General features: G+C 72.1%; 20 protein-coding genes. 3 read left to right on the plus strand and 17 right to left on the minus strand.

All coding sequences use genetic code 11. The annotated features are described in order from the left end of the window. Positions 1-12 precede the first annotated feature (12 nt). From ACFVGW_RS32215 to ACFVGW_RS32275, 13 genes are all read right to left on the minus strand, one after another. Entirely contained in the window at positions 13-1038 is a 1026-nt protein-coding gene (locus tag ACFVGW_RS32215) for an ADP-ribosylglycohydrolase family protein (protein WP_385854426.1), read from the minus strand. Further along, complete coding sequence (locus ACFVGW_RS32220; RefSeq protein ID WP_385854427.1) at positions 1035-1781, minus strand: NUDIX domain-containing protein; 747 nt, start codon at positions 1779-1781, stop codon at positions 1035-1037. The genes ACFVGW_RS32215 and ACFVGW_RS32220 overlap by 4 nt, the downstream gene beginning before the upstream one ends. Further along, a complete protein-coding gene (locus ACFVGW_RS32225) occupies positions 1778-2857 on the minus strand; it encodes an AAA family ATPase (protein ID WP_385854428.1) in 1080 nt (359 codons plus the stop codon). Before ACFVGW_RS32225 ends, ACFVGW_RS32220 begins: the two co-directional genes overlap by 4 nt. Further along, complete coding sequence (pnuC, locus tag ACFVGW_RS32230; RefSeq protein ID WP_385854429.1) at positions 2854-3507, minus strand: nicotinamide riboside transporter PnuC; 654 nt, start codon at positions 3505-3507, stop codon at positions 2854-2856. The genes ACFVGW_RS32225 and pnuC overlap by 4 nt, the downstream gene beginning before the upstream one ends. Before the next feature lie 127 nt (positions 3508-3634). Continuing rightward, complete coding sequence (locus ACFVGW_RS32235) at positions 3635-4753, minus strand: pseudouridine synthase (RefSeq protein WP_385854430.1); 1119 nt, start codon at positions 4751-4753, stop codon at positions 3635-3637. Then, positions 4753-5361, minus strand: coding sequence for an SMC-Scp complex subunit ScpB (scpB, locus tag ACFVGW_RS32240; protein WP_361765382.1), 609 nt, complete (start codon positions 5359-5361; stop codon positions 4753-4755). Before scpB ends, ACFVGW_RS32235 begins: the two co-directional genes overlap by 1 nt. Beyond that, on the minus strand, positions 5358-6551 hold the full coding sequence (locus ACFVGW_RS32245; RefSeq protein ID WP_385854431.1) for a segregation/condensation protein A: 1194 nt from the start codon (positions 6549-6551) through the stop codon (positions 5358-5360). Before ACFVGW_RS32245 ends, scpB begins: the two co-directional genes overlap by 4 nt. Positions 6552-6597: 46 nt before the next feature. Then, the gene (locus tag ACFVGW_RS32250; RefSeq protein ID WP_385854449.1) at positions 6598-7116 is read right to left on the minus strand and encodes a hypothetical protein; all 519 of its coding nucleotides are present in this window, start codon (positions 7114-7116) and stop codon (positions 6598-6600) included. Beyond that, the gene (locus ACFVGW_RS32255; RefSeq protein ID WP_229818740.1) at positions 7113-8156 is read right to left on the minus strand and encodes a ParA family protein; all 1044 of its coding nucleotides are present in this window, start codon (positions 8154-8156) and stop codon (positions 7113-7115) included. The genes ACFVGW_RS32250 and ACFVGW_RS32255 overlap by 4 nt, the downstream gene beginning before the upstream one ends. A 399-nt stretch (positions 8157-8555) precedes the next feature. After that, on the minus strand, positions 8556-9671 hold the full coding sequence (gene ald, locus ACFVGW_RS32260; protein WP_352191660.1) for an alanine dehydrogenase: 1116 nt from the start codon (positions 9669-9671) through the stop codon (positions 8556-8558). Between the two features lie 150 nt (positions 9672-9821). Then, positions 9822-11807, minus strand: a complete 1986-nt coding sequence (locus ACFVGW_RS32265; RefSeq protein WP_385854432.1) for a tetratricopeptide repeat protein — start codon at positions 11805-11807, stop codon at positions 9822-9824. Between the two features lie 191 nt (positions 11808-11998). Beyond that, on the minus strand, positions 11999-12625 hold the full coding sequence (locus ACFVGW_RS32270; protein WP_385854433.1) for an NUDIX domain-containing protein: 627 nt from the start codon (positions 12623-12625) through the stop codon (positions 11999-12001). Between the two features lie 86 nt (positions 12626-12711). Further along, positions 12712-14361, minus strand: a complete 1650-nt coding sequence (locus ACFVGW_RS32275; RefSeq protein WP_352191663.1) for a CTP synthase — start codon at positions 14359-14361, stop codon at positions 12712-12714. A 419-nt stretch (positions 14362-14780) separates the two neighbouring features. On the opposite strand from ACFVGW_RS32275, the gene ACFVGW_RS32280 reads away from it, so the two are divergent. Beyond that, positions 14781-16583, plus strand: a complete 1803-nt coding sequence (locus tag ACFVGW_RS32280) for a glycoside hydrolase family 15 protein (protein ID WP_352191664.1) — start codon at positions 14781-14783, stop codon at positions 16581-16583. 66 nt (positions 16584-16649) lie between these two features. Beyond that, the gene (locus ACFVGW_RS32285; protein ID WP_385854434.1) at positions 16650-18041 is read left to right on the plus strand and encodes an FAD-binding oxidoreductase; all 1392 of its coding nucleotides are present in this window, start codon (positions 16650-16652) and stop codon (positions 18039-18041) included. Positions 18042-18044: 3 nt separating this feature from the next. On the opposite strand, the gene ACFVGW_RS32290 is transcribed toward ACFVGW_RS32285, so the two are convergent. Then, positions 18045-19670 (minus strand): flavin monoamine oxidase family protein, encoded by a 1626-nt coding sequence (locus ACFVGW_RS32290; RefSeq protein WP_385854435.1) that lies wholly within the window; start codon positions 19668-19670, stop codon positions 18045-18047. Positions 19671-19695: 25 nt separating this feature from the next. Continuing rightward, positions 19696-21216: an APC family permease gene (locus ACFVGW_RS32295; RefSeq protein WP_383571472.1), complete on the minus strand. Its 1521-nt coding sequence runs from the start codon at positions 21214-21216 to the stop codon at positions 19696-19698. Positions 21217-21375: 159 nt separating this feature from the next. On the opposite strand from ACFVGW_RS32295, the gene ACFVGW_RS32300 reads away from it, so the two are divergent. Continuing rightward, positions 21376-23025 carry a PucR family transcriptional regulator gene (locus ACFVGW_RS32300; RefSeq protein WP_385854436.1) on the plus strand — a complete coding sequence of 550 codons (1650 nt, stop codon included), beginning with the start codon at positions 21376-21378 and terminating at the stop codon, positions 23023-23025. Positions 23026-23294: 269 nt separating this feature from the next. On the opposite strand, the gene ACFVGW_RS32305 is transcribed toward ACFVGW_RS32300, so the two are convergent. Further along, the gene (locus tag ACFVGW_RS32305) at positions 23295-24380 is read right to left on the minus strand and encodes a glycosyltransferase family 4 protein (protein WP_385854437.1); all 1086 of its coding nucleotides are present in this window, start codon (positions 24378-24380) and stop codon (positions 23295-23297) included. 90 nt (positions 24381-24470) lie between these two features. After that, positions 24471-25238, minus strand: a complete 768-nt coding sequence (locus tag ACFVGW_RS32310) for a hypothetical protein (RefSeq protein WP_385854438.1) — start codon at positions 25236-25238, stop codon at positions 24471-24473. Positions 25239-25687: the final 449 nt, after the last annotated feature.

A 25687-nucleotide genomic window follows, 5' to 3' on the forward strand; every position in this document is an offset into this window, starting at 1 on the left:
TTGCCAGGGTGGTCATACGTCCCAGAGGGCGCCCAGCGGCAGGAGTTCGCTGCGGTACTCGATCTGCTCCTCCCACTCCTTCGGCCAGGCGCCGGCGCCGAGGTGGGCGCCCGCGAAGGCCCCCGCCAGGGAGGCGATCGAGTCCGAGTCGCCGCGCGTGCAGGCGGCGCGGCGGAGGGCCGTGACGGGGTCCTCGGGGAAGAGCAGGAAGCAGAGGAGGCCGGTGGCGAGGGCCTCTTCGGCGATCCAGCCGTCGCCCGTGTACGTGCAGGGGTCGAGCTCCGGGTCCGCGGTGCGCTGCACGGCGTCCAGCCTCTCCAGGACGGCCAGGCACTCGTCCCAGCCGCGCTCGATGAAGTGCCGGGCGGAGGGGTCCTGGGAGCGGGTCCACAGGTCGCCGAGCCAGCTCTCGCGGTAGACGGACCGGTTCTCGTAGGCGTACGAGCGCAGGTGGCCGACGAGTCCGGTCGGGTCGACGCCCTGGGTCAGCAGGTACACGGCGCGGGCCGTCAGGTCGGAGGCGGCGAGGGCGGTGGGGTGGCCGTGGGTGAGCGCCGCCTGGAGCTGCGCGGCACCCGAACGCTGCTCCTCGCTCAGTCCGGGTACGAGGCCGAGCGGCGCGACGCGCATGTTGGCGCCGCAGCCCTTGGAGTGGATCTGGCTGGCGTCCTGCCAGACGCGGTCGCTGTCGAGGAGCTCACAGGCCTGCAGACACGTGTTCCCCGGTGCCCGGTTGTTCTCCGGGGAGTGGTACCAGGCGATGAACTCCGTGCGGACGAGCGCGGCGAAGCGCTCGGCGCCCACCACCCCGCGCTGCTGGCACGCCCGGATGCCCCGGGCGAGGGCGAGGGTCATCTGGGTGTCGTCGGTGACGTACGCCGTGCCGCCCCTCACCGGCAGCTCCATCTCCCGCCAGGGGCCGAACTTCGCCAGGATCGACGGGACGTCGTCGAACTCCGTGGGGAAGCCCAGCGCGTCACCGAGCGCGAGCCCGATCAGGGAGCCCGTGGCGGCCTGCTTCGTCGCGTGCATCGTCATGTGGATCGTCCTTCCGGTCGCAGCAGCGGCGGGTGGAGGGCCGTGGCCTCCCCCGCCCGGTAGAGAGCGGCCGGTTTCCCCCGTCCGCCGGTGAGGCGCGGTGGTCCCTCCACGGCCTGGACGAAGCCGGGCGTGGCGAGGACCTTGCGCCGGAAGTTGGGGCGGTCGAGTTCGACGCCCCAGACCGTCTCGTACACCTGCCGCAGCTCGCCGATCGTGAACTCCGGCGGGCAGAAGGCGGTGGCGAGGCAGGTGTACTCGAGCTTGGCGCCGACCCGGTCGTGGGCGTCGGCGAGGATCCGGTCGTGGTCGAAGGCGAGGGGGCCGTAGGCGCGTTGCGTCCCGTACGGCATCCAGAGGGCCCGGGCCGCGTCGCCGCCGCCGCGCGGTTCGGGGGCGTCCGGGACGAGCGCGGCGAAGGCGACCGAGACGACCCGCATCCGCGGGTCGCGGTCCGGTTCGCTGTACGTCCGCAGTTGTTCGAGGTGCAGTCCCGCGACGGTGTCCTCGGAGAGACCGGTCTCCTCGGCCAGTTCGCGGCGCGCCGCGACCTCGGCGGACTCGCGGGGCAGGACGAAGCCGCCGGGGAGCGCCCATGCCCCGGCGAACGGCCGGTGCCCGCGTTCGACGAGCAGCACGTGGAGCCGTTCCTCGCGGAGGGTGAAGACGGCGAGGTCGGCGGCGACGGCGAACGGCTCGAAGGCGTGCGGGTCGTACCCCTCGGGGGCCCGGGGCGGTGTCATCGGCGCTCCGGCAGGGGATCGGCGAGGTTCCAGCCCTCGGCGAGCAGGGCGTCCACGGCCGTGATCGCCGCCGCGAGCCGCTCCTCGTGCGGCCCGGTGAGCACGGCCGTGCGCCGGCCGGTGCGGGAGAGCTGGGTGTGGAAGCGGGCCGTCATCCAGGGCCGCAGATGTTCTCCGTCCCGCAGCCCGTCGTCCTCGAACGCCACGCCCTCGTGGTCGGTCAGCAGCCACAGGTGCTGCCGTCCGTGCGCGGCGATCTCGCCGACCGCGGGGCTGGTGGTGCCCATGTACCGCTCGTGCCAGATGGTGGTGGCGAAGGCGTCGGTGTCGCAGAAGAGCACGGGCGAGCCGGTGCGCGCAGCCTCCTCCTCCAGCTCGGCCTGGCGCAGGGCGATGAGCGGGAAGTCCTCGGAGTGGAAGGTGACGTCCTCCCAGGTGGCTCCGGGGCGCAGGGCCCGGAGTTCGGCCAGCTTGACCTCGCTGAACTCGCGTCCGTACTCCGGTACGCAGCGGGTGCCGGCCCAGACCCCGCCCCTGGACCGGTAGTGGTCGGTCAGGGCGCGGGCCATGGTGGTGGTGCCGGTGGACTCGGCGCCGAGCACGACCACGCGCCGGGTGAGCGCGGCGCGCACAGGCGGTGCGAGGAGGTCCCAGCAGCCGACGGGGTCCTTGCGGACGGCGGTGCCGGAGACGGGGAAGAGCGTCCGGTCCGGGTCGACGCAGACCGACTCGGCGCCGAAGCGGCGGGCGAGCTCCTCTCCGTACGACTCCGAGGTGAAGACGGCGTCGACAGGTTCGGGCACCGCGGCCCGGAAGACGGCCATGTGGGCCGCCCACACGTCGGGATCGAGGAGGTCGACGGGGATGTCGTCGACGGCGCCCACGACCAGGACGTCGGGGTGGATCTCCCGCATCCAAGCGACGCGGTCCTCCAGGGTCAGGCTCTCCACGGAGGAGGCGCAGACGAGCACGGTGAGGCGCTCGCAGCGGTCGCGGGCGGTGCGGACGAGGTGGTGGTGGCCGGCGTGCGGCGGGTAGAACTTGCCGAGGACCAGGCCGTGTCCGTACGTCTTCATGCCGTCGCCTCCACGGGGAGCGCGTGCCGTGCGGTGAGGTCGCGGTTCCAGTTGCGCAGGCCGAGGACGCAGAGCGTCAGGAAGCCGACGTACAGCAGGGAGGTGAGGTACAGCTCCTTGTACGCGTACAGGGGGATGTACACGAGGTCGGCGGCGATCCAGAGCCACCAGGACTCCAGCCGCTTCCGGCACTGACCGTAGGTCGCCATGAGGGAGAGCGCGGTCGTCGACGCGTCCCAGAAGGGGACCGTCGAGTCGGTGGCGCGGTCGAGCAGCAGCGTGAGCGCGAGGGTCCCCACCACCCCCGCCGTGAGCAGCCATGTCCACTCGGTGCGCGTGGTGCGGCGCACCGGGAGGGCGTCGGAGCCTGGGCCACCCCCGTGGGTCCAGGTCCACCAGCCGTACACAGCGAGGGTGATGAAGACGATCTGGAGGCCGGCGTCGGCGTAGAGCCCCGCCTGCGTGAAGAGCAGGACGAAGAAGAGGTTGTTCGCGATGCCGACGGGCCAGTTGGCGAGGTGCTGGCGGGCGACCAGCCAGACGCAGAGCGCACCGCTGCCGAAACCCAGGACCTCGGTCCAGCTGACCGGAGTGTCGAGAAAGGTGAAGAGAGGTCGTTGCAGGGGTTCGAGAACGTGTGCGAGGCTCACGCCCGCCTCCTTAAGAGTCATGTTGACTATAAAGGCGGTGTGGCTGATCCACAAGTACGAGACGCACACGAAGAAGCCCGTGGCCGCCGGGCGGGCGGTCACGGGCTTCTTCGGTACGGCGACGGGACTACATGCCGACTTCCTTCATCAGCATGCCGACCTCGGTGTTGGTCAGACGGCGCAGCCAGCCCGACTTCTGGTCGCCGAGACCGATCGGGCCGAAAGCGGTGCGGACGAGCTTCTCGACCGGGAAGCCGGCCTCGGCGAGCATGCGGCGCACGATGTGCTTGCGGCCCTCGTGCAGCGTGACCTCGACCAGGTAGTTCTTGCCGGTCTGCTCGACGACCCGGAAGTGGTCGGCGCGGGCGTAGCCGTCCTCCAGCTGGATGCCGTCCTTGAGCATCCGGCCGACCTCGCGGGGCAGCGGGCCGGTGATGGCGGCCAGGTAGGTCTTCTTCACGCCGTACTTCGGGTGCGTGAGGCGGTGGGCCAGCTCACCGTGGTTGGTGAGGAGGATGATGCCCTCGGTCTCCGTGTCGAGCCGGCCGACGTGGAAGAGCCGGGTCTCGCGGTTGGTGACGTAGTCGCCGAGGCACTGGCGGCCGTCGGGGTCCTCCATCGTGGAGACGACACCGGCCGGCTTGTTCAGCGCGAAGAACAGGTACGACTGGGTCGCGACGGTCAGGCCGTCGACTTTGATCTCGTCCTTCTCCGGGTCCACGCGCATGCCCTGCTCGAGCACGATCTCGCCGTTGACCTCGACCCGGGCCTGCTCGATCAGCTCCTCGCACGCACGGCGCGAGCCCATGCCGGCGCGGGCGAGCACCTTCTGCAGCCGCTCGCCCTCCTGCTCGGCGCCGGGGAAGGTCTTGGGGGTCTTCACCTGCGGCTTGTTGGCGTACCGCTCCCGGTTGCGCTCCTCGGTACGGGCGTCGTACTCGCGCGAGCGCGCCGGGGCCGTACGGCCGCCACCGCGCTGCGGCGACTGCTTCGGACCGCCCTTGGCACCACCGCGGGCGGCGGCGCCACGGCCCTTCTTGGGGCCGTCGGAGGGGCCGCCGGAGCCGCCCACGTCGTACTTGCGCTCCTCGGGGCGCGGGTTGCGGGGGCGACCGCCGCCGCCGCTGCCGCCGCCCTGCCGGTCGTCACGGCTGTTGCCGGCGCCCCGGTAATTGCCGCGGCCACCGCTGTTGCCACCACGGCTCCCGCCGTTGTTTCCGCTGTTCCTGCCGCTGCTGCTTCGCATCAAATGTCCGTCGTCTTGTCGTCTGCGTCTTCGCGATCCGGAAGGTCCGGATCGAACGACGGGACCCCTTCCAGCGTCTCCGCCTCGATCGCGTCCGCCTCGGGGAGGAAGGGCGCGAGCTCCGGGAGCTCGTCGAGGCCACGCAGGCCCATCCGCTCCAGGAAGTAGTTCGTCGTCCTGTACAGGATCGCACCTGTTTCGGGTTCCGCGCCCGCCTCCTCCACGAGACCGCGCTGGAGGAGGGTGCGCATGACGCCGTCGCAGTTCACTCCGCGGACCGCGGAGACCCGGGAGCGGCTGACGGGCTGGCGGTACGCGACGACGGCGAGGGTCTCCAGGGCCGCCTGGGTGAGGCGGGCCTGCTGTCCGTCGAGGACGAAGGCCTCGACCGCGGCGGCGTGCTCGGGGCGGGAGTAGAAGCGCCAGCCGCCGGCGACGAGGCGCAGCTCGAAGCCGCGGCCCTGGACGGTGTACTCGTCGGCGAGCTCGCGCAGGGCGTCGGCGACCTCGCGCGGGGTGCGTTCCAGGACCTTGGCGAGATGGGCCTCGGTGGCCGGCTCGTCGACGACCATGAGGACGGCTTCGAGGGCGGGCTTGAGGTCGCTCATGCCTTCTCCTCCACGGGTTGATCGAACTCGTCGGTGACCTGGGTCTCCTGGTCGCCGCCCGTCCAGGTGACGGTCAGCTCGCCGAGGGCGTCGTCCTGGTCGAGGGCGACGGCCTTCTCCCGGTAGAGCTCCAGGAGGGCGAGGAAGCGGGCGACGACGGTGAGGGTGTCGTCGGCGCCGTCGGCGAGCTCACGGAAGCTGACGCTCCCGCGCTCCCGCAGGAGGGCGACGACGATGCCGGCCTGTTCGCGGACGCTGACGAGGGGGGCGTGGATGTGGTCGACGTACACCTGCGGCTTGGCCTTGGGCTGCATGGCCTTCACGGCGAGCCTGGCGAAGCCCTCGGCGCCGATGGAGATGACGACCTCGGGGAGCAGCTCGGCGTGGTGGGCCTCCAGACCGACGGTCCGGGGGTGCCGGCGCCCCTCCGTCTCCCACCGCTCGTTGAAGATCTCGGCGATCTGCTTGTACGCGCGGTACTGCAGGAGCCGCGCGAAGAGCAGGTCCCGCGCCTCCAGGAGCGCGAGATCGGCCTCGTCCTCCACCTCGGCGGCGGGCAGCAGCCGGGCGGCCTTGAGGTCGAGCAGCGTGGCGGCGACGACGAGGAACTCGGTGGTCTGATCGAGATCCCAGTCGGGCCCCATGGCGCGGATGTGCGCCATGAACTCGTCGGTGACCTTGGAGAGGGCGACTTCGGTGACGTCGAGCTTGTGCTTGGAGATGAGCTGGAGGAGAAGGTCGAAGGGCCCCTCGAAGTTCGCCAGCCGAACGGTGAAGCGCCCGTCTTCCGCGACGGGCCCGCGGGCGTCGGGCCCGGGGGCGTCCGGCCCCGTGGTGGCAGCGGGTACGCGAGGCGCGGTGGGCGCCGTGCCGGGCTCCGCGGTCACCCCTGGCTCGGAGGCCGAACCGGGGTCGGGGAGCGCCCCGAGACCGGCGGGCGCCAGACCGGCGGGCGCCAGGCCGGCGGGCGCCAGGCCGGCGTCTGCGGATGACGTCCCGGAGGTGGGCGCCTCGGCGGGGTCGCTCTCGTACGTCCGGGGCGGTGCCGGGGGTGTCCCGCCCTCCGGCGTGGCCGTGGGGGCCTGGTCCCCCGGGGTTCCCGACGTGGGCGTGGGCGTGGACGTGCCCGGGCCACGGCCGAGGGCGCGGCGGTGCGAGGGGCGGGACGTTTCGGCAGGGGGTGGCGGCATCGGGGTCCAGGGAGGGCAAGGGGGGCGTGCAGCCCGCAGGCTACCCTCAGCGGCCGCGCAGGCGGCGCACGAGGATGCTCGCGTCGCCCCGGGACTCCAGGTCCGCCAGGACCACCGCGACCGCCTCGCGGACGATCCGGCCGCGGTCCACGGCCAGTCCGTGCTCACCCCGGAGCACCAGGCGGGCGTGCTCCAGGTCCATCAGCTCCTCGGCGGAGACGTAGACCGTGATCTTCTCGTCGTGCCGCTCACGCCCGCTGGGCCGCCGGTTCGGCGACCGGCCGCGCCGGCGGGCCGGAGCGGGGGCCGCCGCCGGACCCGGGGCGGCCGCGGACGGCGCCGACGCGGGCTCCGTCGCACGGGCCCGCGGCTCCGTCTGCTCCGCGGGCTGCGCCGCCGAGTGCTCGGCGGAGACCGCGCCGGAGCCGGAGCCCGCGGCCGAGCCCTCCGCCGCCTCCGTGTCGCTCTCGCCCGCCGGAGCCGGCACGCGGCCACGGGGCGAGGAGGACTGCAGCGCCATCCCCCCGGTCGTACGGAACAGTTCGTCGGCGCCGGGCAGACTCACTCGGCGTGACACCGGGCGAGCACCTCCCTGGCGAGCTGGCGATAGGCGGCGGCACCCACCGAGTTCGACGCGTACGTCGTGATCGGCTCACCGGCGACCGTGGTCTCCGGGAAGCGCACGGTACGGCCGATGACGGTGTGGTAGACGTGGTCGTCGAAGGCCTCGACCACCCGCGCCAGGACCTCGCGGCTGTGCACCGTACGGGAGTCGTACATCGTGGCGAGGATGCCGTCGAGCTCCAGCTCCGGGTTGAGCCGCTCCTGGACCTTCTCGATCGTCTCGGTCAGCAGGGCCACACCGCGCAGCGCGAAGAACTCGCATTCCAGCGGCACGATGACCTTGTGAGCCGCCGTCAGGGCGTTCACGGTCAGCAGGCCGAGCGAGGGCTGACAGTCGATCACGATGTAGTCGTAGTCGTTCATCAGCGGCTTCAGGGCGCGCTGCAGCGTCGACTCGCGGGCCACCTCGCTGACCAACTGCACCTCGGCCGCCGAGAGGTCGATGTTGCTCGGCAGGAGGTCCATGTTGGGCACGGCGGTCTTGAGCAGTACCTCGTCCGCCGACATGCCCCGCTCCATGAGCAGGTTGTAGACGGTGAGGTCGAGCTCCATCGGGTTCACGCCGAGACCGACCGACAGGGCTCCCTGCGGGTCGAAGTCGACGAGCAGCACCCGCCGTCCGTACTCCGCGAGTGCCGCACCCAGGTTGATGGTCGACGTGGTCTTGCCGACGCCGCCCTTCTGGTTGCACATCGCGATGATCTTCGCGGGTCCGTGATCGGTCAGCGGACCCGGGATCGGGAAGTACGGCAGGGGCCGTCCGGTCGGGCCGATCCGCTCGCGGCGCTGACGGGCAGCGTCGGGTGCGAGGGTGGCCGCGTACTCCGGGTCGGGCTCGTACTCGGCGTCGGGGTCGTAGAAGTGCCCCTCGGGCACCTCGTCGTAGGCGGCGAAGTGGGTGGACTCTCGGCCACTCTCGTTGCCGGCCGTGGCGTTCACGTGTAGGCCGTCCATCATCTTCATCGTGTGGGCTGTCGTCATGGGCTGATGCGTCGCGTTGGTCGCGAAGGTGCGGACAGCGACGGAGCCGACAGGGATTCCTGGCTGTCCGCCCCCGGGAGTAAATGTCGACTCATTCACAAGTCGTCTTACCTCCTTGGATGTGACCAGGAACATTTATCGATAGGTCAGCGTGGCACCATGCCGACGGTTGGCGACTCTATGGCGTGTCACCGCTCCGCAGCAACACAATCCGCCGGACCCGGCCCGATGTGTCGGCAACCGAACACGTCTCTGTCAAGGGTGCGCAGCCATGCATCCACACGTTTCGGGGGTGTGCGAAACGGTTAAAGGGTTACGTTCGAGGCGAGTTGCTCGGCGCCCCGGAAGTGGCCGGATGCGTGAGGTTGACGGCGCCGGTTGACGCAACGTCTAAGGAGCTCAGCCCAGGAGGCTCGCCAGCTCGACGTGCTCGAGGCCGTGCGCCTCGGCGACCTCCTTGTAAACCACCTTGCCGTCATGGGTGTTGAGACCCAGACCCAGGGCGGCGTCGCGGCGCAGCGCCTCGACCCAGCCGTTGTTCGCCAGCGACACGATGTACGGCAGCGTGGCGTTGGTCAGGGCGTAGGTGGAGGTGTTCGGCACCGCGCCCGGCATGTTGGCGACGCAGTAGAAGACCGAGTTGTGGACCTGGAAGGTCGGCTCGGCGTGGGTGGTCGGGTGCGAGTCCTCGAAGCAGCCGCCCTGGTCGATCGCGATGTCGACAAGGACACTTCCGGGCTTCATCTTGGCGACGAGCTCGTTGGTGACCAGCTTCGGGGCCTTGGCGCCCGGGATGAGGACGGCGCCGATGACGAGGTCGGCCTCGACGACTGCCTTCTCCAGCTCGAAGGCGTTGGAGACGATCGTCTTCACCTTGGTGCCGAAGATCTTGTCGGCCTCGCGGAGCTTGTTGATGTCACGGTCGAGCAGGGTCACGTGGAAGCCCATGCCGACGGCGATCTGGGTGGCGTTCCAGCCGGAGACGCCGCCGCCGATGACGACGCACTCGCCGGCGTGGGTGCCGGGGACGCCGCCGGGGAGCACGCCACGGCCGCCGACCGAGCGCATCAGGTGGTAGGCGCCGACCTGCGGGGCCAGGCGGCCCGCGACCTCGGACATCGGGGCGAGCAGCGGCAGGGCGCGGTTCGCGGTCTCGACGGTCTCGTAGGCGATGGCGGTGGTGCCGGACTCCAGCAGCGCGTCCGTGCACTCGCGGGAGGCGGCGAGGTGCAGGTACGTGAAGAGGGTCTGGTCCTTGCGGAGGCGGTGGTACTCCTCGGCGATGGGCTCCTTGACCTTCAGGAGCAGGTCGGCCGTGGCCCAGACCTCGTCCGCGGTGGGAAGGATCTGCGCACCGGCGGAGACGTACTCCTCGTCCGTGATCGAGGAGCCCACACCGGCGTTCTGCTCGACGAAGACCTGGTGGCCGTTGCGGACGAGCTCGTGGACACCGGCGGGGGTGATGGCCACGCGGAACTCGTTGTTCTTGACCTCGCGGGGGATGCCGACCTTCATCGTCGATCACGGTCCTTGAATCAGGGGAGGGAAACGGGGGTGCACTGCGATACATACCCGGATGCACTACCGCGCACCGGGACAGACCGCGGTCGATCGCGGCGCACCCAGTCTAATGAAGGAGTTCCCCGTGTCTAGCCTTGCAAAGCATTAATCTTCACTGGAAGCACTACGGATTTCGTAGGCGGAAGTCTCGCTTCCAAGGAGCCTTTCGGCCGCGGACCGGTGCAAACGGGCCGCTGCGGGGTCGCCGAGCCGGTCGAGGGTGTCGGCGAGCCGGAGCTGCAGCGCCGCCTGGAGCCGTACGTCCCTGGCCCGCCGCGCCCACTCGACCGCCTCCTCGCAGGTCCGCAGGGACTCCTCGGGCCGCCCGGCGTACTCCTGGACCCGGGCCGCCTCGCTCAACGCCCGCGCGTGACCGGGGAGATCCGCGAGGCGCCGGTAGGCCGCCGCGGCGGCGCGCCAGTTCCGCAGGGCCTCGCCGTAGCGGCCCGCATAGGTCTGGACGGTGCCGAGCCGTGCGTAGAGCCGGGCCTGGTCGGCCCGCTCGTCGCGGGCGAGGCGCTGGGCGAGGGCCCGGCCGTACCAGTCCCCGGCCCGATGCCAGTCCCCCAGTTCCTGGTACGAACCCCCTACGGATTCCATCGCGCGACCGATCGCGTACGGGTCGTCGGCGGCCCGGCCGGCGTCCAGGGCGGCCCGGTAGCGGGTCAGGGCGTCCCGGGTGCGCCCGGTCCCGGCGTCGAGGTCGGCCATGTTCAACAGGGCCGCGGCCCGCTCCCGGTGCAGTCCGCGCCGCTCGGCCACGTCCAGGACGAGTCGGTGCAGGCCGTAGAGGACGGGCGCCGCGGCCTCGGCACCGCGGTGCGCCGTCTCGGCCCTGACCAGGGCGGCGACGAGCCGGCGGGCCAGGGTGTCGAGCTCTCCGTCGGCGACGGCGAGCCGGGCGGAGGCGAGCAGCACCGGCCGGCGGCTCTCCAGCCATTCGGCGGCGGCGGGCACGCCGGTGAAGCGCAGGGCGCGGGGAAGTCCGGCGAGCTTCTTGCGGGCGACGGAGCCCTCCGGCTCGGTGACCGCGCGGCAGGACTGGAGGAGCCGTACGGTGCGCTCCAGCATCCGGGCCCGGGCGAGCTGCACCTCGGCGGGGCGGTCGCGCTCCTCCATCTGTTCACGCAGAAGGGGGACGAGGTGCCCGGGCACCTCGTACTGACCGTCCTCGCCCTCGGCGGCGAGACCCAGCGCGACGAAACCGGCCAGGGTGCTCGCGGCCGCCGAGACGGAGCACCCTGCCAGGGCGGAGGCGGTGTGGGCGTCGGCGCGGCCGAGCGGGGCGAGGCAGAGGAATCGCAGTATCCGGGCGGCCGGCGGGGCCAGGGACTCGTGGACCAGCTGGAACGCGCGGGAGAGCGGGTCGCCGGCGAGGGCGCGCAGCCGCTTGGCGAGGTCGGCGACGGAGGCCTTGGGGCGGGCGCCGAGCCAGCCGCCGGCGAGGACGACGGCGGACGGCTGGCCGCCGCACTCCTCGACGAGGGTCTCGGCGGCCTGCGGGTCGACCGTCACGCGGACGGAGCCGGTGAAGGCGGTGAGCAGCTCGATCGCCGACTTGGGATCGAGGCCGCCGAGAGTGCAGGGCCGGACGTCGGGGATTCCGGTGAGCGGTCCCCTGGCGACGGCGACGACGAGCGCGTCGGGGTTGTCGGGGATCAGCGGGTCGACCTGCTCGGCGTCGACGCAGTCGTCGAGGACGAGGACACCGGTCCGCGCGGAGAGGGCCTCGCGGACCAGTCCGGTCAGCTCGTCCTCCCCGGCGCCGGGCGGCTCGGCGACGCCCAGGTCCTGGAGCAGGCCCTGGGCGACGCGCGCGGTGGGGACGGGGTCGCCGCCGGGTTCGGTGAGCCGGGCGCGGAGCACGCCGTCGGGGTAGGCGGTGCCGAGCCCCGTGACCAGTTCCTCGGCGAGCCTCGTCCGGCCGGAGCCGGGTCGTCCGGCGATCAGAAGGACGCGCGCGCGGGGGGCCTTGTGGCCCGCGAGGGTGTCGAGTCCGGTCCGTTCGATGTCGGCGCGCAGGGCCTTCAACTCCCGCTGACGGCCGTAGAAGTTCCGCACCCCGCCCGCTGCCACCGCCTGATCCGTCACGGGCCACGCTCCCGTCCACCTGCGCACGAGCCGATCCCGCGGGGGTCTCCGCACGGGCGATCCCGAGCGTAGTTCAGGCCGTGAGGGGTCCTTGGCGGAGCGCGGCGGAACAATCCCCCGATCGGATCAGCGGATGTTCACACCGCACCCCTCCCGGTCCCCCGTGTGGGCGATCGCCGGGCGCAGGACCCCTACGCCTCGAACGGCCTCGCCGGCCACGGCGCGGTCGCCGGGCGCAGGGCCTCGACGCCCTCCCCCGCCCGCGCCGCCACAAGCGAAAGCACACCCACGACCAGGCAGTTGTTGTGCAGATCGCCCGCCAGCGCGCCCCGGACCAGGTCCGCGAGCGGAACCCGGGCCAGCTCCATGTCGGCCTCCTCGTCGGAGACGTCGAATCGGTCGCCCTGCGCCTCCGAGAGGTCCCGCGCGAGGAAGATCCGTACCGCCTCGTCGCAGCCGCCCGGCGTCGTGTAGACGTCGGTCAGGACCCGCCAGTCCTCGGCCTTGACGTGCGCCTCCTCGTACAGCTCGCGCTGGGCGGCGTGCAGCGGGTTCTCCCCCGGCACGTCGAGGAGGCCGGCCGGGATCTCCCAGAGCTTCTGCCGTACGGGGTGCCGGTACTGCTTCACCAGCAGCACCCGGTCCTGGTCGTCGAGGGCGACGACCGCCACCGAACCGGGGTGGACCTGGTAGTCGCGGCGCGCGACCGTGCCGTCGGGCATGACCACGTCGTCCGTGCGGACACTCGTCTTGTTTCCCTGGAACGGGGTCGTCGTCGCGACGACCCGCCACTCCTCCGGGGTGTCCTGCAACTCCATCTGCGTCCTCCCACACGAACCACATACGAAAGCCGGGGTACCGGCCCGGTGAAGGACCTGTACCCCGGCAACGTTAACTCCTCGTACTACTTGGCCGTCTTGCGCTCGACAGCGGCCTTGACCAGGCCCGCGAAGAGCGGGTGCGGACGCGTCGGACGCGAGCGCAGCTCCGGGTGGGCCTGGGTCGCGACCAGGTACGGGTGAACCTCGCGCGGGTACTCGACGTACTCGACGAGCTTGTTGTCCGGGGAGGTGCCGGAGAAGACCAGACCGGCCTTCTTCTCCAGCTCGGCGCGGTACGCGTTGTTGACCTCGTAGCGGTGGCGGTGGCGCTCGTCCACGTACGGCTGGTCGTCGTAGACCTCGCGCACGATGGAGCCCTCGGCGAGCTTCGCCGGGTACAGGCCCAGACGCATCGTTCCGCCGAGGTCGCCGGCGCCCTCGACGTACGCCAGCTGCTCCTCCATGGTCGAGATGACCGGGTGGGCGGTCGCCGCGTCGAACTCCGTGGAGTTGGCGTCCGGGATGTCGGCCAGGTTCCGGGCGGCCTCGATCACGATGCACTGCAGGCCCAGGCAGATGCCGAGCAGCGGCACCTTGTTCTCACGGGCGTACTGGATCGCGCCGATCTTGCCGTTGACACCGCGGTCGCCGAAGCCGCCGGGGATCAGGATGGCGTCGACGTCACCGAGCTGCTTCTTCGCGCCGGCCGCGGTCTTGCAGTCGTCGGAGGTGACCCACTTGACCTTGACCCGCGCCTTGTTGGCGAAGCCACCGGCACGCATGGCCTCGGTGATCGAGAGGTACGCGTCGGGCAGGTCGATGTACTTGCCGACGAGCGCGACGGTGACCTCGTGCTCCGGGTTGTGGACGCGGTCCAGCAGGTCGTCCCACGTCGTCCAGTCCACGTCGCGGAACGGCAGGTCGAGCTTGCGCACGACGTAGGCGTCCAGACCCTCGGTGTGCAGGACCTTCGGGATGTCGTAGATCGACTTGGCGTCGATGGCGGCCACGACGGCGGCCTCGTCGACGTCGCACATCAGCGAGATCTTGCGCTTGATGGCCGTGGGGACCTCACGGTCGGCGCGCAGCACGATGGCGTCCGGCTGGATACCGATGTTGCGCAGCGCGGCGACGGAGTGCTGGGTCGGCTTGGTCTTCAGCTCACCGGAGGGGCCGATGTAGGGGAGCAGCGAGATGTGCACGACGAAGACGTTGTCGCGGCCGACCTCGTGGCGGACCTGACGGACGGTCTCCAGGAACGGCAGCGACTCGATGTCGCCGACGGTGCCGCCGACCTCGGTGATGACCACGTCGACGTCGTCGGTCGCCATGCGGCGGATCCGCGACTTGATCTCGTTGGTGATGTGCGGGATGACCTGGACGGTGTCGCCGAGGTACTCGCCGCGCCGCTCCTTGGCGATGACCTGCGAGTAGACCTGGCCGGTGGTGACGTTGGCCGAGCCGTCGAGGTCGACGTCGAGGAAGCGCTCGTAGTGGCCGATGTCCAGGTCGGTCTCGGCGCCGTCGTTGGTGACGAACACCTCGCCGTGCTGGAACGGGTTCATCGTGCCGGGGTCGACGTTCAGGTACGGGTCGAGCTTCTGCATCGTGACCCGCAGGCCCCGCGCCTTGAGGAGCGCACCCAGGCTGGAGGCGGTCAGGCCCTTGCCGAGGGAGGAGGCGACACCCCCGGTGACGAAGATGTGCTTGGTCGTCGTGGTTTTGGGCGGCATCGCCAAGAGGGGGCTCCCGTGGTCGCGTTCTGGAGGTGCGTTCCGGCGTGCCCTCCGGAAGAATCGGGGGGTGCCGTCGCTGCGGTTGCGGGGGCTCGGCTGTCGCCGTTTCCCACCGGTCCACGGGGTACCAGGGTATCAGCGACATCGGGAGACTGCTTCCGGCCACACGGGGCAGTCGAGTGCACACGGATGGCGACGCGCCCCCCGGGTGCGCGTCCCCGGCGCCGGGCTCTCGCGGCGTCAAGCCCTGCTCACCCGATCGGAGCCACGACGTGACGAGAACGCAACCCGATGCGTCGTATCCTGCTCGGACACTCGCCGCCGAGCGTCAACGATCAGTTGACCGCCGACCTGACCGCTGACCTGTAGCAAGCGCCCTGCGGGGCGGACGTGGCCGTTCGATCTGGAGAGAGCACGTGGCCGGGCGCATCGAGGATTACGCACTCATCGGAGACATGCAGACCGCCGCCCTGGTCTGCCGGGACGGCAGTGTCGACTGGCTCTGCCTGCCCCGCTTCGACTCGCATGCCGTCTTCGCCGGGCTCCTCGGCACGGAGGAGCACGGATTCTGGCGGGTCGGTCCCGCCGGTCCCGAGGGCGCTCCCCCGCCGCCCGCCGACCGCCGGCGCTACCGCGGCGACTCGCTCATCCTCGAGTCCGAGTGGGACACCCCGCGCGGCACGGTCCGGGTGACCGACTTCATGCCCCCGCGTGACGGCGCGCCGCAGCTGATCCGGATCGTGGAGGGCGTCTCGGGCCGGGTGCCGATGCACTCCGCGCTGCGGATGCGGTTCAGCTACGGACGGGTGGTGCCGTGGGTGCACAAGGTCGGGGAGCGTACGGTCGCCGTCGCGGGCCCCGACTCGGTCTGGCTCGACACGGACGCCGAGACGCACGGCCAGGACCTCACGACGTACTCGGACTTCACCGTCACGCCCGGCGACCGGATCACCTTCACCATCAGCTGGCAGCCCTCGCACAAGGAGGCGCCCGCCCTGCCGGACCCGGAGGGCTCGCTGGAGGCCACCGAGGACTTCTGGCGGGAGTGGGTGGAGCACTGCACGTACCACGGGCCGTACCGCGAGGCCGTGGTCCGCTCGCTGATCACGCTGAAGGCGCTGACCTACGCCCCGACCGGCGGCATCGTCGCCGCGCCGACGACCTCCCTGCCGGAGGAGATCGGCGGCGTCCGGAACTGGGACTACCGCTACACCTGGCTGCGCGACGCGGCGATCACGCTGTCGTCGATGCTGCGCACCGGCTACCGCGAGGAGGCCCGCGCCTGGCGGGACTGGCTGCTCAGGGCGGTCGCGGGCGACCCGGAGAACCTGCAGATCATGTACGGGATCGCGGGCGAGCGCGAGCTCGGCGAGGCCGAGCTGGACTGGCTGCCGGGGTACGAGAACTCCGGCCCGGTCCGGGTCGGCAACGGAGCGGCCAACCAGCTCCAGCTGGACGTGTACGGCGAGGTCACCGAGGCCCTGCACCTGGCCCACATGACGGGGCTCTCCCGCAACGACTACGCCTCGCTCCTCCAGCTCAAGCTGATCCGCTACCTGGAGACGCACTGGGACCAGCCCGACGAGGGCATCTGGGAGGTGCGCGGGCCGCGCCGGCACTTCGTGCACTCCAAGGTGATGGCCTGGGTGGCGGTCGACCGCACGATCAAGCTCATCGAGTCCGGGGACGCGGACGGCCCGCTGGAGCGCTGGCGCGAGCTGCGCGACGAGATCCACCGGGACGTGTGCGAGAAGGGCTACGACAAGGAGCGGAACACGTTCACGCAGTCGTACGGCTCCAAGGAGCTGGACGCCTCGCTGCTGCTCATTCCGCAGATGGGCTTCCTCCCGCCGGACGACAAGCGGGTCATCGGCACGATCGAGGCGATCCAGCGGGAGCTGTCCACCGAGGACGGCTTCGTGCTGCGCTACCCGACCGCGGGCGAGGACGCCGGCGTGGACGGCCTGGAGGGCGACGAGGGCGCGTTCCTGGCCTGTTCGTTCTGGCTCGCCGACGACCTGGCGATGATCGGACGGGTCGACGAGGCCCGCAAGCTCTTCGAGCGGCTGCTCGCGCTCCGCAACGACCTGGGACTCCTCGCCGAGGAGTGGGACTCGCGGCTGCAGCGGCAGGTGGGGAACTTCCCGCAGGCCTTCAGCCACGTGCCGCTGATCGACACGGCACTGCGGCTGACGGCGAGCGGCGCGTACGGCGGCTGAGGCGCGGGAGAGCGCACCCCGGAATACGCTGAAAGGTACCTGTCCCCCCTCGGAAAGGGGGGCGCCATGGCTCCCCGTAACCACGTCCCGGACAGCGCTCTCGCCGGACTCCGTGAGGATCTGGCGGGCGAGGTGTACGTACCCGGCGATCCCGGCTACGACGAGGCGCGGACCATCCACAACGGAATGATCGACCGGCGTCCCGCCGTCATCGCCCAGTGCGCGACCGCGGAGGACGTCTCCAACGCGGTCCTCTTCGGCAGGGAGACCGGGCTGTCCGTCGCCGTGCGCGGCGGCGGACACAGCGTCGCCGGATCCTCCGTCGTGGACGACGGTCTCGTGATCGATCTGCGCCGGATGCACGCGGTCGTCGCCGACCCCGAGCACATGACGGTACGGGTCGAGGGCGGGGCGACCATGAGCCACCTGGACCACGCGACCCAGCCCTTCCACCTGGCCACCACCGGCGGCCGGGTCTCCACCACGGGCGTGGGCGGCTTCACCCTGGGCGGCGGATCGGGCTGGCTGGAGCGGAAGTTCGGGCTCGCCTGCGACAACCTCCTCGCCGCCGAGCTGGTCACCGCCGAGGGCAAGCACGTGCACACGGACGCGGAGGAGAACCCCGAGCTGTTCTGGGCGCTGCACGGCGGCGGCGGGAACTTCGGCGTGGCGACCTCGCTCACCCTGCGGCTGCACGAGCTGCCGGAGATGAGCTTCGCGATGCTGTTCTTCCTGCCCGAGCAGGCGCCCGAGGCGGTGCGCACCTTCCGGGACCTGGCGGACCGCGCCCCCGACGAGGCGGGCGGCGGGATCATCTACCTCCCCGCGCCCCCGGAGCCCTTCATCCCCGAGCACCTCGTCGGCGAGCTGCTCTGCGGCGCTCTGCTCTCGTACGCGGGTCCCGTCGCCGAGGTCCGTGACTTCGCGGCGCCCCTGTTCGCCCTGAAGCCCGTCGTCGAGATGTCCACGGACATTCCGTACGTGGAGTTCCAGTGCATGCTCGACGATCCGCCGGGGCTGCGGAACTACTGGTCGGCGGAGTACCTGCGCGCCCTCCCGGACGAGGCCGTGGACGCCTTCTGCGCGCGCGGGGCGCTGATCCCCGCCCCGACGGCCACCCAGCACGTGCTGTTCATGATGGGTGGCGCCGTGGCGGCCGGCCCCGCCGACTACCCGATCCCGTGGCGCTCGGCGCCCTGGGTCGTCCACCCGTTCGCGACCTGGGAGGACCCGGCGGACGACGAGCGGGCGATCCAGTGGGTGCGGGACGTCCGGGCCGACGCGCGGCCGTGGTCGACCGGGGACGTGTACCTGAACTTCATCGGCGCCGAGGGTGACGCACGGGTGGTCGCGGGCTTCGGCGAAGAGAACTACCGAAGGCTCGCCGCCGTGAAGGCCGCGTACGACCCCGACAACGTCTTCCGCTTCAACCACAACATCACCCCGGCCGCCGCCTGAGCCTCAGCGGAGCGCGTCGATCACCTCCCGCGCCGCCCGCTCGCCCTCGGTGGCCCCGCCCTCCATGAAGCCCTGGAAGTCGTAACTGCAGTGCTCTCCGCCGATGTGGACGTTCCCCTGGGCGGTGCCCTCGTAGCCCGCGTACCGGTGCAGGTATCCGACGGGCCAGCAGGAGTACGCACCGAGCGCCCACGGGTTGCGGTGCCATGCGGAGAGCTGGGCGCGGCCGGTGTACGCCGTGGAGGTGCCGGGGAAGAAGGCGTCGATGCCGTTCAGGTGGCGGTTCACCAGGTTCCGTACGTACGGGTCCGACTCGGTGGAGAACGGACCGGCAGGCGTGAGGGACTGGGCGAGGCTGCCGCCGCCGTACTGGATGAGGATGCCTCCCGTGCCGCCTTGGACCTTGGTGGTGTCCCAGGTCTGCTGGACGTCGGTGTCGGTGAAGCAGTCTCCGGCGGAGACACCGGGCCAGGGGCCGGTCCCGCGCCACGGCCGGGTGCCGAACTGCATGTTGAGTTTGGTGCAGTGCCCCATCCGGGCATCCCGCAGCAGGTCCTTCATCAGGGGGTCGAATCCCGCCCGGGTGAGATCGAGCTTCTGGAGGATCGGCAGCGGGACGGCGAGCACGGTGTGGTCGGCGACGACGGTGCGGGTGGCGCCCGACTCGCTGAAGGTCAGCGTCTGGGTGCCGTCCGCATTGGCCCGTACGGCGGTCAGCGCCCACCCGTGGCGCAGGGTGCCGGGTGCCAGGGCTGCCGCGATCGCCTTCGGGAGCCGGTCGTTGCCGCCGGTGATGTGGTAGCGCTCGTTCGACAGCCCCCAGATGTTGAAGTTGCCGGGATTGGTCTGGTAGCCCATGAGCAGGACGAGGGCGAGCGACGACTGTTCGGTGGTGTCGGCGCCGTACTCGACGTTGTAGGCGACGTCGATGAAGCGGCCGAGCGGCGAGGCGTGTCCTCCGGGCACTCTCGACTCGATCCACGCGTGGATCGACATGGTGTCGAGCGCGGTGCCGGCCGGGGTGGTGCGGTTCCAGGTGACCTCCCCCGCTTCCGACAGGTCACGGCGCAGCGCCTGGTACACCGCCTTGAAGTCCTCGTCGGCCTGGTGGCGCGGGTAGTACGCGCCGCCGAACCAGAGGACCTCCTCGGCCCCGGTGGGGCCGCCGCCGAGGAAGTCCTCGACGGGGAGGTCGAAGCGGCGGCAGAGCTCCAGCATCTTCTTGTGGCTGGTGTCGATGAGTTCGCCGCCGATCTCGGAGGTCTGCCCGTACGCCCAGTGGCTCCGCTGGGTCCACATGCGGCCGCCGACGCGCGCGGGGTCGGCCTCGTAGAGCGTGGGGCTCAGGCCCGCGTCCTGCAGGGTGAGGGCGGCGGTCAGACCGGAGATGCCGGCGCCGACCACCGCGACCCGGGCGGGTGTCACCGCCCGGGCCACGGCCGGGCGGGAGACCGAGGTGACGGCGGAGACGGCGATCCCGGCCGCGGCGGCGTACTTCAGGAGGGAACGGCGGCCGATCGGGTCGGACCGCATCTCCCTCAGGGCGTCGACGGGGAGGTTCAGCCGCCTGGCGTCGGCGTGCTCGGCGGCGAGGCGGTTCAGGAGGTGCATCGGATTCGTGCGTGCCATGGGGCGCTCCTGGAGAGGTGAGGGATCAGCTCTGAGGTACGGCGGTGGGGGCGGGAGCCGGCCGGGCTTCGTCGTCGCGCTCGGTCGCGTCCTCCAGGACGATCCGGCCGATGATCTCGTAGCGCTCGGGCCGTCTGGCCTTGAGGTACCAGCCCAGGCCGAGGCCACCGAGGAAGACGGTCCCGATGATCCACGGAATGGCCTTGAAGAGGAGGGAGTCGGCCGCGAGACCGGCGGCGGTCTCCATGTTCACGACCAGCAGGACGACCACGGCGATCATGCCGATGCCGCCGAGCAGTGGCGCGGTGAGCGTCCTGAACCAGTGCCGGTCCTCGGGGTGGTTCGCCCGGAAGTAGCCGATGACGGCGAAGGAGCAGAGGGTCTGGACGATGAGGATGGCCATGGTGCCGAGGATCGCGAGCAGCGTGTAGAGGTGGATGTACGGGTCCTGGCCGGTGAGCCAGAAGGCGCCGACCAGAGCGACCGCGATGCCGCTCTGGACGTACGAGGCGACGTACGGCGAGCCGTGACGGGGGTGGGTGCGCCCGAGCGCCGGGTGGAGGAACCCCTCGCGGCCGATGGCGTACAGGTAGCGGGAGGCGCACTGGTGGAAGGCCATGCCGCAGGCGAAGGAGCCGGTGAGCAGCAGCCACTGGAAGGCGTCGACGGCCCAGGCGCCGATGAAGGCCTGGGTGGGAGCGAAGAAGAGGTCGAGGGGCGCGGCGGAGGAGGACAGTTCCACGGAACCGGAGAGCCCGTTGCCCGCGATGGTCATCCAGGAGACGTAGATGTAGAAGAGGCCGACGCCGATCACGGAGACGAGCGTGGCGCGGGGGATGACCCGCTTGGGGTCGCGGGACTCCTCGCCGTACATCGCCGTCGACTCGAAGCCGACCCAGGACCAGAAGGCGAAGAAGAGTCCCAGTCCGGCGGACGCGCCGGTGAAGGCATTCTTCGGGTCGACCGGCTCGAACGGGATGCCGTCGGGCCCGCCGCCGGAGATCAGGACGGCGGTCGCGACGGCGAAGAGGACCGCGATCTCGGCGATCAGCATCACGCCGAGCGCCTTGGCGGTGAGGTTGATGTCGAAGTACGCGAGGACTGCGGTCACGCCGAGCATCGCCGCCGCGTACACGATCCACGGCAGGTCCACGCCGAGCTGGTCGGCCACCGTCGTCTGCGTGAAGTAGGCGAAGACGCCGACGATCGAGGCCTCGAAGACGATGTACGCGAGTACCGCGAGCATGCCGGAGGCCATACCGGCGATCCGGCCGAGTCCGTGCGAGATGTAGCCGTAGAAGGCCCCGGCTGCGGTGATCCGCTTGGCCATGGCCACGTAGCCGACGGAGAAGACGGTCAGGACGAGAGTCGCGAACAGGTAGCCGGCGGGCGCGCCGGTACCGTTGCCGAAACCCACGGCGATGGGGAGGTTCCCCGTCATGGCCGTGATCGGCGCGGCGGTGGCGACGGCCATGAAGACGACGCCGACCAGACCGACCGAGTTCGCTTTGAGACGGTGCACCTCAGGGGTGGGGTTCTCTGCCATGGCCGGAGAGGATCCTCCCGCGTGACGTACGCCACAATCGACATGCGGTCGCACAATTGGCCCGATGAAGCGACGAGTTGTCGACGGTACGGACGAACTGTCGAGTCCCGTGACCGCCGGGTGATGTCACCGGAACATGGACGGAGGTAGCGTCCGGCCATGGACAGTCAGGGCGGGATCACCGTGCAGCGGGCGCTGGAACTGCCCGGGCTCCGCAGCGGCCTCCCGGAGGTGATCGCGGGTGCGGACCGGCTGAACCGGACCGTGCGCTGGGTGCACGCGGGCGAGGTCCCGAACATCGCTTCGCTGCTCAAGGGCGGTGAGCTGCTGCTCACGACGGGGCTCGGCCTCGGTACCCGGCCGGCGGAGCAGCGCGCCTTTGTACGGCGGCTCGCGGACCGGGGCATCGCGGCCCTGGTGGTGGAGCTGGGGCCGAGGTTCTCGCGGCTGCCGGCCACGATCGTGGAGACGGCGCGCTCGGCGGGTCTGCCGCTGGTGCAGCTGCACCGCGAAGTGCCGTTCGTGGCCGTCACGGAGGAGATCCACACCGAGATCGTCAACGGCCACTACGCGCTGCTGCGGCAGGCGGAGGAGGTCCACCGGCAGTGCACGGAGGCGCTCCTCGGCGGGGGCGGGGTGCCGCAGGTGCTGCGGATCCTCGCCGACTTCACGGCGAACCCGGTCTTCCTGGAGACGGCGGACGGACAGCTGCTCTACGCCGCCGGTACGGAGTCGGGCCCGGCGGACCCGCTCCAGGTGTGGGACGGGCTGCGGGGCCAGCGCGCGGCACGGGAGTCGGGGCCGCCGACGGGCGCCGTACTCGTGGACGTGCCCGGCGGCGGACCCGGTACGGGATCCGTCCGCGCCCGCCTCGTGCTGCTCGCGGTCTCCGGGCCGCTCGCCCCGGTGCACCGGATGGCGGCCGAGCGGGCCGCGGGAATCCTGGCGGTCGTGCTGATGCAGGCCCGCCAGGAGGAGGAGCTGGCGGCACGGGGCAGGGGCGACTTCCTCACGGACCTGGCGGAGGGCCGGATCACGGCGGAGGACGCGCCGGCGCAGGCGCGGGTGCTGGGCTTCCGCCCGGGGGACGGCCCGCTGCTGCCCGTGGTCATGCGCCTCGCTCCCGAACTCTCCCCCTCGGGCAACTGGGCCCTGCTGGCGCGGGCGGTCCTGGAGGAGCTGTCGTCGGTCGGTGTTCCGGTGCTGCTCGGCGTGCGGCCGGTGGAGGGCCGGGTACCCCTGTTGCTCGGTCTGCGCTCGGAGTCGGAGCGTACGGCGGTGGCGGACCGGGTCGCGGCGGCGCTGCGCGCGGGCGTGGAGCGGGCGGGCCTCGCGGGGTCGGCCCCGGGCGGAGGCTGGGCGAGAGCCGGGACGCAGCCGCCGGTGGTCGTGGTGGGCGTCGCGGGCGGCTGGGCGGCGGCAGCGGCGTCGCTGCGGCACGTGGGCGAAACGGCGACGGCGGCGCAGGGCCTCTCCGACCGCCCCTGGTACGACGCGCGGCGGCTCGACATCGACCTGCTGCTGTGGCGCCTGCGCGACCACCCGGACCTCGCGGCCTTCGTCGACCGCGCGATCGGCCCCCTGCGGGACCACGACCGCGCCGCGCGCCCGCCGCTGCTCCCGACCCTGGAGACCTACCTGGCCCACGCGGGCCGCAAGGCGGAGACGGCCCGCGAACTCCACCTCAACCGCCAGACGCTCTACAACCGCCTGGCCCGTATCTCCGAACTCCTCGGCACGGACCTGGACGACCCGCAGACGGTCCTGGCACTGTCGCTCGCCCTCCGGGCGCGACGGCACACCCCGTAGAACGGGACGACGGGACGAACGGACCGGAGGGACCTCGGACCGGACGGACCTCGGCGCGGGCGGACCTCGGCGCGGGCAGACGGACCGGACAGACGGACCTGGGACCCGGATGGACCGGTCGGGACGGACCTCGGCCTGGACGGCCCGGTCGGGACGGACCTCGGACCGGCCCGGTCGGGACGGACCTCGGCCAGGGCGGACGGACCGGACGGACCTCAGCCAGTCCTGGTCGGGACGGACCTCGGCCCTGACCGGACCGGTCGGGACGTTCAGGGGCGGCCGGACAGCTCGTCGTACACGCTCAGGACGTGAGCGATCGTCTCGTCCTCCGTGGGCCAGGTCCTCGCCTGCGTCCGGCCCGCCGCCGCCAGGTCCATGCGGCGGTCGGCGTCCTCCAGCAGCCCCCGTACGGCGGCGGCCAGCGCACCCGCGTCCCCCCATGGCACCAACTCGGCCGCGTCCCCCACCAGTTCCGGCACACCGCCGACGGCCGTGGCGACCAGCGGCACGCCGAGCCGCAGCGCCTCCTGCGCCAGCAGGGCGCGCGCCTCCCACAGCGACGGGAGGACCGCCACGTCGGCGGCGGCCAGCAGCTCCGCCACGTCCTCGCGCCGGCCGATCAGCCGGACCCCGAGGCCCTCCGCCTCGATCCGCCGCTGCAGCGCGGCCCGTTCGCGCCCCTCGCCCGCGATCACCAGCAGGGGCTGCGGGTCCATGTCCCGCCACTCCCGTGCCGCGTCCAGGAGGATTCCGTACCCCCGCTCGGGCACGAGTGCGCCGACGGCCATCAGCAACGGCCTGTCGACCGCTCCCAGTTCGGCCCGCGCCTTGCCGTCGTGCAGACAGACCGGGGCCCGTGAGGCGGGGACGGTCACCGGGGCGAGCCGCGCGTCGCGCGCGCCGCGCCGACGGGCCCGGTCGACCAGCTCGGACGACGTCCCGAGGACGACGGCGGACGCCCGCACCGTCCTGCGTTCGAGCAGCCGCAGCAGCCCGCCCCGCGCCCCGTCCACGTGGGACCGGGTGTGCCAGGTCGTCACGAGCGCCGGCGCACGGACCGGCCCGGACAGCGCGAGCATCGCCCGTACGGAGGCGTGCAGGCCGTGCGCGTGCACGACGTCCGCGCCGATGCAGGCGTTACGGAGCTGAGCGACCGTCGCGGGGTCGTTGCGGCGCGGCACGGGCACGAAGTGCGCGCCTGCGCCGATGAAGTCGTAGGCGCGGTCGAGTTCGGGCGGGGCGCACACGGTCACCCGCACGCCTCTCGCCACCAGCCCCGAGGCAAGTGATCGGACGTGAGCGCTGCTGCCCGCGCTGCCGCCGCCCAGCACTTGGACCGTACGGAGCTGTGTCACGCGCCCAAGGATGCCAGCCCGTACGCACGTTCCGGCACCGAAGCCCCGTCGTCGCCGTGTCCAAGCCCCCAACTCGTCACGCGCTATCACTCACACGGGTGAACGCGCGAGGGTGCTGACCCGGTCTCCGAACGCCGCCGCGGCGATGAGCCCGGCCGCGTGGACGGCGAGTCCGAGCCGCCCGTTCCCGGCGGCGATGGCGCTGCCGACGGCGGCTCCGAGCGCGTGGGCACCGGTGTCGCCGAGCATCGTGCGCTCTCCGAGGTCGTCGGCGAGGACGGCGATCGCGGCTCCCATGGGGGCGGCGGCGATCTGCCCGCGCAGCAGGCCGGGGGCGGCGAGCCCGAGCACCGTCAACCCGGCCCGCCCCGGCGCCACGTCCACGAGGTTGACGAAGTGGGCGGTGCCGGCGATGACGACGCCCGCGAGGACCTTGTCGACGGGCCGCTCCTTGAGCAGCGCTCCGGCCACGAGCCCGGCCGCGCCGATCCCGACGAGCTTCACGGTCCCGCTGGTGACCTCGCCCTCGCGCAGGGCCCCGAGGTGCGCCCGGAGACCCCGCCGGTGATCGCCCTTGGCGTCGTCGTACGCCCCGCAGGCCGCGGCGGCGAGCACGGCGAAGGCGGCAGCCCCTCCCCCGCCGGCCTCCGGCCGGGAGGACCCCCGGCTCGCTGCGCTTCCGACCGCCACGGCCGTGCCGAGGGCGGTGGCGGGACCGGCGTACAGGTCGACGCTCCGCCCGGCGTGGTTCTCCCGCCGCCCTCGAGGGTCGTTCCGCCGCCGCAGCGCCGCGTACACCGCCCGCGTGACCCCCGCGGCCACGACGAACGCCCCCACCCTGCCCGAAGTCCCGATCATGCCCCCACCCTAGGCAGGCCCCCGCCCGGCCACGGGGACACCCCGGCTTACGCGCCACAGGCACGCGCTCGCCCGAGAACAGCAGCAGCGCGCGCCGCCCCCGGCGTGCGGGAAGCGACCCCGGACGAGCGCAACCGCGTCACCCGGAGCACAGCGGCCTCCGGCAGGTCGCCCCGGCCCTCGCGCATCGAGCCGTACCGGCCCGCAGCGCTGCGGGCCATCGCCCCGAGACCGCCCGGCGCGCCAGGGCGCCCTCTGCCGGCCCCCGCGCCGCCGAGGCGTCACCGTCCGGCCGCCCCTCCACGAAGCCGCCGGACGGCGCGCCGCCGTGGGGCGCCGCCACACACGGCCCAGGCGGGCCGCTCCGTCACCGCCCACGCCGCCCGGGCGCCCTCTGCCGGCCGTCACCGACCCGTCGGCGCCGCCGAGGCGCTGTCCGGGCGCTGTCG

It is taken from the genome of Streptomyces sp. NPDC127129, assembly GCF_042671585.1.
In the GTDB taxonomy this organism is placed as follows: Bacteria; Actinomycetota; Actinomycetes; order Streptomycetales; family Streptomycetaceae; genus Streptomyces.

Coding starts and splice junctions, on each gene's coding strand:
- ACFVGW_RS32290 (WP_385854435.1), bottom strand. CDS start 19,670: ATGGCACGCACGAATCCGATGCACCTCCTGAACCGCCTCGCCGCCGAG.
- ACFVGW_RS32310 (WP_385854438.1), bottom strand. CDS start 25,238: ATGATCGGGACTTCGGGCAGGGTGGGGGCGTTCGTCGTGGCCGCGGGG.
- ACFVGW_RS32275 (WP_352191663.1), bottom strand. CDS start 14,361: ATGCCGCCCAAAACCACGACGACCAAGCACATCTTCGTCACCGGGGGT.
- ald (WP_352191660.1), bottom strand. CDS start 9,671: ATGAAGGTCGGCATCCCCCGCGAGGTCAAGAACAACGAGTTCCGCGTG.
- ACFVGW_RS32235 (WP_385854430.1), bottom strand. CDS start 4,753: ATGCGAAGCAGCAGCGGCAGGAACAGCGGAAACAACGGCGGGAGCCGT.
- ACFVGW_RS32245 (WP_385854431.1), bottom strand. CDS start 6,551: ATGCCGCCACCCCCTGCCGAAACGTCCCGCCCCTCGCACCGCCGCGCC.
- ACFVGW_RS32300 (WP_385854436.1), top strand. CDS start 21,376: ATGGACAGTCAGGGCGGGATCACCGTGCAGCGGGCGCTGGAACTGCCC.
- ACFVGW_RS32295 (WP_383571472.1), bottom strand. CDS start 21,216: ATGGCAGAGAACCCCACCCCTGAGGTGCACCGTCTCAAAGCGAACTCG.
- ACFVGW_RS32220 (WP_385854427.1), bottom strand. CDS start 1,781: ATGACACCGCCCCGGGCCCCCGAGGGGTACGACCCGCACGCCTTCGAG.
- ACFVGW_RS32255 (WP_229818740.1), bottom strand. CDS start 8,156: ATGACGACAGCCCACACGATGAAGATGATGGACGGCCTACACGTGAAC.
- ACFVGW_RS32285 (WP_385854434.1), top strand. CDS start 16,650: ATGGCTCCCCGTAACCACGTCCCGGACAGCGCTCTCGCCGGACTCCGT.
- ACFVGW_RS32215 (WP_385854426.1), bottom strand. CDS start 1,038: ATGACGATGCACGCGACGAAGCAGGCCGCCACGGGCTCCCTGATCGGG.
- scpB (WP_361765382.1), bottom strand. CDS start 5,361: ATGAGCGACCTCAAGCCCGCCCTCGAAGCCGTCCTCATGGTCGTCGAC.
- ACFVGW_RS32225 (WP_385854428.1), bottom strand. CDS start 2,857: ATGAAGACGTACGGACACGGCCTGGTCCTCGGCAAGTTCTACCCGCCG.
- ACFVGW_RS32270 (WP_385854433.1), bottom strand. CDS start 12,625: ATGGAGTTGCAGGACACCCCGGAGGAGTGGCGGGTCGTCGCGACGACG.